This window comes from Bacillus sp. JJ1773, assembly GCF_036962035.1.
Classification (GTDB): Bacteria; Bacillota; Bacilli; order Bacillales; family Cytobacillaceae; genus Cytobacillus.
In genome coordinates, this window is sequence record NZ_JBALNX010000056.1 from 31388 (window position 1) to 41398 (window position 10011).

Consider the following 10011-nt stretch of genomic DNA (forward strand, 5'->3'; position numbering starts at 1 on the left):
CCCCATATATAGTGAGCGTTTTTATTTTATTTCCACTGTGAAGTGTTTGGCAGCCTGAAATTCTCCATAACAAAAAAGTTCCTATGTTTGAATAAAATCCATCAAACATAGGAACACATTTCATTATATGGCGCCCTCGGGTGGGATTGAAACAACGGTCAAAGTATTGATTTAATAAGGTTCGTAGAAACAATGTGTAAAATTTGTGTATGTTGTGTTTGCAGTAAGCCCGTATACAAACAACGCATATAAAACAACAGCACCTCCTGGAATGATCAACATATCAATTTAAGGAAGGTGCTTTTCATATGCCACAACAAAAACTAACTATTGTCCCCGTTACAATCCCAAAACGATAATACTTCCACAAAAAAAACCTACTTGCACGATGAAAAACGGCATCGCTGAAATTTCCTTCCTCAACGGACAATTGGCTGCTTCGATTTTTCTTAGCATTATAATGACTTAAATGTACCTTCATCAGAGTGGATTAACCAATGTGCAGGACCTACACGATACCATAAAGAATTAGTTAACTCACGAATTTCATAAACCTCATATGGGACAGCCTCATTATCGTGACGCCATTCTGTCATGCCACTTTGATGACCTGGATCAGATGGGAATGATTTAACATAATGAGTTTTGGGTGAGTCATAAATGCCAATCGCATTCTCATCTTCACTTTTAAGGTATTTATGAATTTTGGTAAATTTTACTTTTTCTTCATTATTGGTAATACAATGATTGGGTTGAGATGTAAAACAATATGCTCCACCATTAGTTATATAATGAACATCTAATTTTTGCCCTTTCTTTAGAACACCGACAATATTACTTGTAGAAGAAGCACTTCGATAAACATTTATATTTTCAGCTAATATTTCAACTTCTCCATAAACACGTGAACTATAGAATTGTTGATTATATGTTCGATCAAATGCAACATTCTCATCTAGACGTATATAATTACCTCCTACTCGTAAATAGCCTGAAGAAAGATGAGCATTTACTGAAACTGAATCTTCATTTACAAAATAACCAATTATCGTTTCACCATTATCATCATAATAAATCGGAACAAGATCTGTTAAAAGTTTCGCTTCTCCAATATTATTCTCGCTTTTATAGATATTTAAATGGTCAGACTTTATAGTCATAACATTTGGATTAAATCTCACCCATTCATTCAAACCTACTTGAAGCCATCCGTCTATGGTTAGACTTTTTAATGTATAGGATTTACCAGGTTCTAAGTAGTAAATAGTTTCAGTTGTTTTGTTTTCTACTACTTTTACATTTCCTGAATTCACTTGTAATTCCGACATCCCATAAATTGAATGATCTTGATTATAAGGAGCTACTAGTTGTTCGTAAGCAATATTATTTGTTTCTTCTAAAACAATTCCATCTTGAATTGTAATCTTTTGAAAACTACGATCAAATACCTCCCAAGTAGTTCCTTTAGCCAAGACTAATTCTTCTCCTGTTGACAAATTGACAATGGTATCTTCTAGTATAGTAACTATTCCAGATGCATTATCACCTATCTTATTTGGTTCTAAATAATTAATCATTATTGTTTCTTCTAACGCTTCTTCCTCTTCATTTGAAACATCTTTATTGAAATCAACTGTATCAATATCCGCTGAGTATTTTTCAATGTTATTCGAATATTTTTTTGTATCGTTTGAAAAATAAGTCGTATGGGTTCCACCATTTGAACTATTTAATTGATTCCATATTAAAAACACTATAATTAAAGGCACTAACGTGCTAAATACCAGAATCCCTGTTTTTCTAGTTTTTCGCTCAATCTTGTCTTTAGCACGCGGTTCATCTAATTCAGCTGCTTTTTTATACCAAATGAAAGCTTCTTTTTTATCTTTTTTACCGATTACCCCTGTTTCATTCAGTAAGCCTATCTCAAACATTGATGATACATGGTTCATCGCAGCAGCTCTTTCCAACCAGCTAAGTGCCGTTACATAATTTTGTTCAACTCCAAAACCTTCCTGATAAAACTTTCCGATACGGTATAGTAAGTGCTCATTATAAGCGAAGTCTGAATCATACAATCGAAGATGTAACTCTACATATTCTTTTTCAGTTGCATTAAATTTATTTTCTTCAATTAAGGATATTAACTGAAAAATTGCTTGGCCATGCCCTGAAGTTGCAGCTATTTTTAAGCGTTCCAATGCAAGTTCTGTATTTTGTTTCGTGTGCTTTCCTTCCAGATGATACATTGCGGACCGATAGTAATCATCTTCTGTTCCATTTGACAAATTTATCTCTGTTATATGGAAATCATAATAAGCGATTTGTTCCATATATTTTTCATTGATAGAACTAGGATTATCATCAATTTCTCCACTGCTAATCTTTTCATATAATACCGCGTATTCATATGATTCATAAAGACCCATAATCTGTTCTGGATACTGAATCTTTATTGGCTTATATTGAATTGATGCATCCTTATCGCAATATTTAGTTACTGTTGCCGGAAGATATTCCGTATCTTCACGATAAACTAAATTATTCTGTTGAAATCGCACTAAAAAATTCTGTAGCACTTGGATAGCAGTCGCAACATACTTAGGCTCTTTAAGTTTTACAGAAAGATGCATATATTTCTCTACGGCATCTTCCAATTTCACAATGTTTATGCCATAAACAACTGGCTTATGTTTCGGTGCATGAGTTAAGGAAGTAAATAGCTTTGTATAATAAAAATGTTTTTGTTTATCATCAGTAATCGCTGAAATCTGTTGCGCAAGAATAGTGAAATGAATCAATTGAGAAGCCATTCCATATGAAATACCTTGAGTAAGTTTTTTTGCCATTTGCTTATTGCGACTAAAGTAACCAACTAATTTCCGACTAAGTTCTTCTGCTTTCTCATATTCATTTTGAGAAGTGCATTTTTGAATTTGTCTAAAAACATCTTCAGTTGCATTCTTAATATTTCGCTCCAATGCATTCGATATATCCAACATTAATAGTTGTTGTTCTTTATCAAATTTTTGATAGGAAAGTTTCAATGCTTGACTCTCTTCTTGAAGCTTTGTGGCGAGACCAGCGTAAATCTGACCTAACAGAAAGATTATTTTTCGTGATAATTTCATTATTTGTGCAAATATCACAGAAATTAACTCATCTTGAGTCTTTAAGAATTGTTCTAACTTTTTATCTTTACTATTATTTGAGCGGATAAAATGTCTCGTTACAATTCCCGCAAGAGGTCCGGCAACTGCAGTTGCTGCAAAACCCCCAATTAAACTAGCAATAGCCGTATCTTGAGATTGGCTTAATTCTTTTACATATGATTGATATGCATTTATGTAAGGAGCTATTTTTTCTGCAATAGGAGCTTTTAAATCATTTATCTCGTTCACTAGTTGCTGAAAATGCTTAGAATCAACTAAGAATCGTTCACTATTTTCATGAGTGTAGTTCGCAGTCAGGCGATAAAAACTTTGACGGTAGATTTTTTCTATTTCCTGCAGCTTGTAATCATCAAAAATTGAATCAATATTCGTAATAAAATTCGCTGGCGACACAAACTGCAGGTATGATTTTAAATGTTTTTTAGCATCTTGTTTAATCTTCGGCTCATAAGATGCAATTTCATTCATATAATCTTGGAATTGTTGAGTGAGCAACTTACCAATTTGCTCTACATTTTGGTTTAGTGTATAAACCATAGCATCTTTTAAGATAGGTGAACATTGTTCTAATGCCAAACTAGCATCTAAAATTATCTTTCTCTCTTTAATGATAGACAAAACTAGTTCCTCCTTTAAAACAATGTTAAAAAGCTATCTAAATAAGAATCAACCAAATCTATATCTAACAATTCTAATCCATCTAAACTTGCAATAGTATTTGTATCTATATTTTGAACTATTGAAACCTTTGGACCCAACGCTTGTGAGGAGGATGTTAACAGCATTGCATTGTTATACACATCAAATCCATCGTACGCATTGTCGAATACAAATGATGTACCCACTCCATCCTGTATTTCAGTGCCCATCTGCTCGATAAAGGTTGAGGAAATGTTTCCTCCTGGTGTTAAAAAATTTGTCATCCCCTTTGTTGAAAGTGTCGACCCAAGTAAATCCATATTTTCTGAGTATAGCAAATAATCTCCATTATTATGTATATCAGGCACTATGAAACCTTTAGTATTGCCATAATGATCACTAACAAGTAATTGGTCATTTACAAACGGGATTATGTTTATATTGTCACCATCGACCATTTGACCAAGCTTTTGTGCTGGGTATAGAAGCTTTAACGACTCCAATATTTACACCTCTTATTATTTATAAACTTTGTATAGTAAATTCTTCGCAACAGCCCATGTGGAGACCATTCCCTTTGATGGTACTTTTTACATAATACTATTCTACTATAAAATCACCTTTTTGGTTGTTGAAATGTGTAAATTAATTAAAAACAAAATGCGGAAGTGGGATAAGCCGAGTGTTTTGTTTTACTTGATGTGAAAAAGACTGCGGTTATCCCCAGTCTTTTCACAATTACTTTATTTCAAATTGCTCCTTAGGAGCCTTTTCTTTAGTTGCGCGATCGTAGTGGTGACGGCTGTCCGTTGTTTCATGTAGAAGCCCTCCATAGAAATATTACGGAAGGTCAGTCAAGGGGCATCTCGGGGTGCTGTGCGTGGTATTTTCAACGGAAGAATAGCCGAAAATAAAAAACGCCCCTACGCTTAAAAAAGCGCAGAGGCATCGGTAATTTAAAAGTATTAATGACGCCCTCGGCAGGAATCGAACCCACATCTTAAGAACCGGAATCTCACGTGCTATCCGTTGCACCACGAGGGCATATCGAAATATAGTAAGGCACAATGGGCTTGAATGGACCTAATTTTTGATGCACCTTTTTTTATGCTACGATTACATATTATACGATATTTTTTGGAACTTTGCAAGCCATTATTTGTTTAAAAAACGGTGAAGCGGGTATGATGGATACGAGGGAATTTTTCGAGCAAACGGTGTCGAACGATAACTTTCGGTAATGAAAGTGAATTGTTTGACCTTTATTGACCATCAGTGTATCATAATATTACATAAAGAAAAACATCTTTCGTCTATATGACTTTGAATGTTTACCTTACTTTTAAGGAGGAATTTAAAGATGAACTTAATCCCTACAGTTATTGAACAAACAAACAGGGGAGAGCGTGCGTATGATATTTATTCCCGTCTTTTAAAAGACCGTATTATTATGCTTGGAAGCGCGATTGATGATCATGTGTCGAACTCGATTGTTGCTCAATTGCTATTCCTAGAAGCAGAAAACCCTGAGAAGGATATTACCCTATACATTAACAGCCCAGGTGGAAGCATTACAGCTGGTATGGCGATTTATGACACTATGCAGTACATTAAAGCTGATGTTTCAACAGTATGTATCGGGATGGCAGCTTCTATGGGTGCTTTCCTGCTTGCTGCGGGTGAAAAAGGAAAGCGCTACGTTCTTCCAAATAGTGAAGTCATGATTCACCAACCACTTGGTGGAGCACAAGGTCAGGCAACTGAAATCGAAATTGCTGCAAAACGCATTTTATTCTTGCGTGACAAGCTAAACACGATTCTTTCAGAGCGCACAGGCCAGCCGCTTGAAGTGATCGCTCGAGATACAGACCGCGACAACTTCATGACTGCTGAAAGAGCTCTTGAGTACGGTCTCGTGGATAAAATTATTACTCGTTTAGATGAGAAAAAGGATAAGTAAGTAGAAAAGCGGAGGCGCCTCGGTCACCCCCGACAAGCACAAGACGATCCTCACGGAAAGGTGTACTTTACCTTTCTGGGAGGATCGGCTTGTGACCTCGAGGGGGTAGGCGCTGGAACTGGACAAACAAAAAAACAACTCGCATTTTTTATGGCGAGTTGTTTTTTATTAATGCTCTTGTTGGATATAGTCAGCAAGCTCTTCAATCGCTTGGGCTTCATCTTTGCCATCGACAATTAATGTAATGACTGTACCTGAACTAACCGCTAGGCTCATTAAGCCCATGATGCTTTTCGCATTTACCTTCTTACCGTCCTTTTCAAGGAAAACATCTGATGAAAACCGGTTTGCTTCCTGAACGAAAAGTGCTGCAGGCCTTGCCTGTAATCCTGTTTTTAATCTTACTTCTACCTGTTTTTCTACCATTTCTCTTCTTCCTCCCCTACAGAATCTTCATTATTATTAAATCGATTCTCCTGCTCTCAATTTATCTGCTATCTCATCTATTTTTCTTAAGCGGTGATTGATGCCTGACTTGCTGATTGTGCCGCCAGAAACCATTTCTCCAAGTTCTTTTAATGTAACATCTTGATACGCGACACGCAGCTCTGCAATTTCTCTTAATTTATCCGGTAAAATATGAAGGCCTACAGTTTCGTCAATGAACCGAATATTTTCCACCTGTCTTAAAGCGGCACCAATGGTTTTGTTTAAGTTCGCTGTTTCACAATTTACGAGACGATTAACTGAATTACGCATATCCCGCACAATACGAATATCTTCAAATCTAAGTAGAGCGTTGTGAGCCCCGATAACTCCCAAGAAATCTGTAATTTTTTCAGCTTCCTTTAAGTATGTGATAAATCCTTTTTTTCTTTCTAGTGTTTTACTATTTAGGCCAAAAGTATTCATCAATTCACAAAGAGAATCATTATGTTCCTTATAAAGTGAAAAAATTTCAAGGTGATAGGACGATGTTTCCGGATTATTCACCGACCCCCCTGCTAAAAAAGCTCCTCGCAAGTAAGAACGCTTACAACATTTCTTTTTAATAAGCTCTTCAGAAATATTATTTGTAAAGACAAATCCTTCGCTAAGGATCTTCAACTCATCTAGAATTTCACTTGCTTGTTCAGACAATCTAACAATGTACACATTATTTTTCTTCAGTCTCATCTTCTTTCGTACAAGAAGCTCGACTTGGACATGGAAATTCTTCTTAATCAAAATATAGATTCTTCTTGCAATCGCTGCATTTTCAGTTTGAATATCGACAATTAACTTTCTGTTAGAAAAGGAAAGGGAACCGTTCATCCGAATAAGTGCGGATAATTCAGCCTTCCCACAGCAATCTTTTACTTCAAGATTCGTTAATTCCTTTTTCGTTTCTGAAGCGAAAGACAACTCCTTCACCCCTATTCTTAGAAAAGCGCAAGAGGCGCTGACCACTAAAATTATTTTTTAAGATGTTTTTCTTTTTCATCTATTAGCATAGAGTATAGCATGGATGCTACCTCTTTAGTATCATGACGAATAGCCCCGTCTTTCAGGCTGACAATTTCCCCTGGAATCACTTCGAGCCCTAACTCATGAAGTCTATCTATATCAAAGACGACCGGCTGAGACTTTTCTTCATTATAACGCTCCCGAACCTGGGAGGGAATATCCTCGTTATTCACAAGAATCGTGTTAATGAAAGCACAGCTCATATGATCATAGATGGCCTGAACATGATCGGCCGCAGAATAGTTATAAGTCTCTCCCGCCTGTGTCATTAAATTGCATATATATACCTTTTTTGCTTTTGCACGGCAAACTTCAGCTCCAAGCTTAGGAACGAGAAGATTCGGCAAAATACTTGTATATAAGCTGCCTGGCCCAATAATGATTAAATCCGCTTTCCTAATAGCTGAGATCGTTTCAGGAAGAGGTTTAATATGTTTGGGTGTAAGGAATACCTTTTTGATCTTTTTCCCAGAGTACGGGATTTTGGATTCGCCAGAAACGACAGTCCCATCCTCCATTTCAGCATGCAAGACAACGCTTTGATTCGCTGCTGGCAATACCTTGCCCCTTACATTTAAAACTTTGCTCATTTCCTGAATGGCATGAACAAAGTTTCCAGTAATGGAAGTCATAGCTGCCAAAATCAAATTCCCGAGAGAATGTCCCGATAATTCATTTGACGTTGTGAAACGATGCTGAAACATCTCCTCAATTAACGGCTCTACATCAGATAGCGCGGCCAGTACGTTTCGAATATCACCCGGAGGAGGAATATGCAAGTCGTTTCTAAGCCGTCCAGAGCTTCCTCCATCATCGGCAACTGTCACAATTGCAGTGATATCAACGGGATATTGCTTTAATCCCCGCAACAGAACAGGCAATCCAGTCCCCCCGCCAATGATGACGACTCTCGGCTGTCGGTTCGTCTTCATTTTCCATTTTCCTTTCTCCTCTGAATATCACGATGCGTAATTCGCGTATGATAATCATCTTTAAAGTAATTGGCAATGTACTCAGCTAACGCGACAGAACGATGCTGTCCACCTGTACATCCTATCGCAATAACGAGCTGAGCCTTCCCTTCTCTTTTATAATGAGGAAGCATAAAGCTTAGCAGCTCTGTGACCTTCTCAAGGAATTTAGTCGTTTCTGTCCATTTATGAACATAGTTATATACTTCTTCATCAAGCCCAGTTTTCGGGCGCATATGATCAATATAATGAGGATTTGGCAGAAATCGAACATCAAAAACAAGATCAGCGTCAATCGGAATTCCATGTTTAAATCCAAATGACATAACATTTACCGTGAACATCGTTGTTTTATTCAAAGAGAATTCCGTTAGAATTTTTTCACGAAGCTCCCTTGGCTTTAACTGAGTCGTATTATAAATAATTTGTGCTCTCCCTTTTAACTCCTCCAATAGGTTGCGTTCAAGCTTAATTCCTTCTAGAGGCAATCCTGAAGGAGCAAGAGGGTGAAATCTCCGAGTTTCTTTATACCTTCGCACTAATGTCGAATCATCCGCATCTAAAAAAAGAATTTGCGGGGTTACCCATGAGGTTTCAGAAAGATCATCGAGTGCTTTAAACAGGTGATCAAAAAATTCACGCCCTCGTAAGTCCATGACTAACGCTACCTTATTCATTTTATTCCCTGAATCCTTCATAAGTTCAAGAAATTTTGGCAACAGCGTTGGCGGCAGATTGTCAACACAGAAAAAACCAAGATCCTCAAAGCTTTGGATTGCCACCGTTTTTCCTGCACCTGACATCCCTGTAATTATCACAATTTGAGTTTCATTCACAGCACCCGTACTCATACTTTTTCCCCCTGACACGTTCTAACTTAGCTTGGATCTAATCGATAGCTTATCAGCTCAAAATCTGGTGTATAGGTGAAAGTCCCGTAAATAATACCTTTTCCATGAATCATATATTCAAGAATATGGCTATCACCTGCAGCCATTGGCAGGTTCTTAATTTCCTCAAACGGATGCCAAAGAATTTTCCCCTCTTCGGACTCATCCACATTCAAGCCATCTGCTTCCGTTGCCAAAAAGGTAAACATCATCCATTCCGATAGAACCCTGTCTCCTTCTTTCATGATAAAGGTGAAAATTCCCTTTATATTCGGGTTACGTAAATAAATGCCTGTTTCCTCTCTATATTCACGAATGCAGGAGTCCCGAACCGATTCCCCCGGCTCCATCTTCCCGCCGGGAGCTACCCACCAGCCTCGTCTCGGCTTTTGCAATAACAGCACTTGATTATCCTTAATTAACACACAGTTGGTGACTCGCTGCATCATTATTCACCTCATTTTTTCCGTTATGACTTCCTCAGGTTACTTTCATCAGCATATGTCACTTCATTATACTATTTTTGTTATACGGTAACAACGAATTGAAAGTTTCAACATATGGAAGAAAACATGATTTTAACAAAAAAAAGAGCACAGACGTATCTGTGCTTAAAAGGGTTATATCTTTAAAAGGGGGTCAATTTCTATATCTATAATAACTGATTTTTATTTCACTATTGTTACAGGAAAATTAAAACAGAGTTACTTTTTGTTAAGGTTTTCCTTTATGCAGTTTTCTAATTTACTTAGTTTGTCTTTTGGAGAAGTCATTTATTGGACAGGTTTTCTGTTTTTCTCTGTTTCCTCTCCAATAAACTCTTTTTGTTGGATAGGTTTTCTGTTTTCTCACGTTTCCTATCCAATAAACTC

At 36.9% G+C, this 10011-nt stretch carries 8 protein-coding genes and 1 tRNA gene; 1 reads left to right on the forward strand and 8 read right to left on the reverse strand.

Translation table 11 applies throughout. From position 1 onward, the window contains the following. Nucleotides 1-455: 455 nt before the first annotated feature. The 3 genes from V7127_RS17485 to V7127_RS17495 all read right to left on the reverse strand — a co-directional run bounded on the left by V7127_RS17485 (nt 456) and on the right by V7127_RS17495 (nt 4856). A complete protein-coding gene (locus V7127_RS17485; protein ID WP_335488221.1) occupies nt 456-3791 on the reverse strand; it encodes a tetratricopeptide repeat protein in 3336 nt (1111 codons plus the stop codon). 14 nt (nt 3792-3805) lie between these two features. Continuing rightward, complete coding sequence (locus tag V7127_RS17490; RefSeq protein ID WP_335344047.1) at nt 3806-4315, reverse strand: hypothetical protein; 510 nt, start codon at nt 4313-4315, stop codon at nt 3806-3808. 469 nt (nt 4316-4784) lie between these two features. Continuing rightward, nucleotides 4785-4856: transfer RNA gene (locus V7127_RS17495), tRNA-Arg, on the reverse strand. Nucleotides 4857-5172: 316 nt separating this feature from the next. Here V7127_RS17495 and clpP point away from each other — a divergent pair. Further along, the gene (clpP, locus tag V7127_RS17500; protein ID WP_335344048.1) at nt 5173-5772 is read left to right on the forward strand and encodes an ATP-dependent Clp endopeptidase proteolytic subunit ClpP; all 600 of its coding nucleotides are present in this window, start codon (nt 5173-5175) and stop codon (nt 5770-5772) included. A gap of 168 nt (nt 5773-5940) precedes the next feature. Here clpP and V7127_RS17505 read toward each other — a convergent pair whose 3' ends face one another. Genes V7127_RS17505 through V7127_RS17525 form a run of 5 tightly spaced genes read right to left on the reverse strand, consistent with a single transcriptional unit; the run spans nt 5941 to nt 9585 of the window. Continuing rightward, on the reverse strand, nt 5941-6198 hold the full coding sequence (locus V7127_RS17505) for an HPr family phosphocarrier protein (RefSeq protein WP_335344049.1): 258 nt from the start codon (nt 6196-6198) through the stop codon (nt 5941-5943). A gap of 36 nt (nt 6199-6234) precedes the next feature. Continuing rightward, a complete protein-coding gene (gene whiA, locus V7127_RS17510) occupies nt 6235-7176 on the reverse strand; it encodes a DNA-binding protein WhiA (protein ID WP_335488224.1) in 942 nt (313 codons plus the stop codon). A gap of 50 nt (nt 7177-7226) precedes the next feature. Continuing rightward, nucleotides 7227-8210 (reverse strand): gluconeogenesis factor YvcK family protein, encoded by a 984-nt coding sequence (locus tag V7127_RS17515; RefSeq protein ID WP_335488227.1) that lies wholly within the window; start codon nt 8208-8210, stop codon nt 7227-7229. Further along, nucleotides 8207-9100 (reverse strand): RNase adapter RapZ, encoded by an 894-nt coding sequence (rapZ, locus tag V7127_RS17520; RefSeq protein WP_335344052.1) that lies wholly within the window; start codon nt 9098-9100, stop codon nt 8207-8209. Before rapZ ends, V7127_RS17515 begins: the two co-directional genes overlap by 4 nt. A gap of 26 nt (nt 9101-9126) precedes the next feature. Further along, nucleotides 9127-9585, reverse strand: a complete 459-nt coding sequence (locus V7127_RS17525) for an 8-oxo-dGTP diphosphatase (RefSeq protein WP_335355290.1) — start codon at nt 9583-9585, stop codon at nt 9127-9129. Nucleotides 9586-10011: the final 426 nt, after the last annotated feature.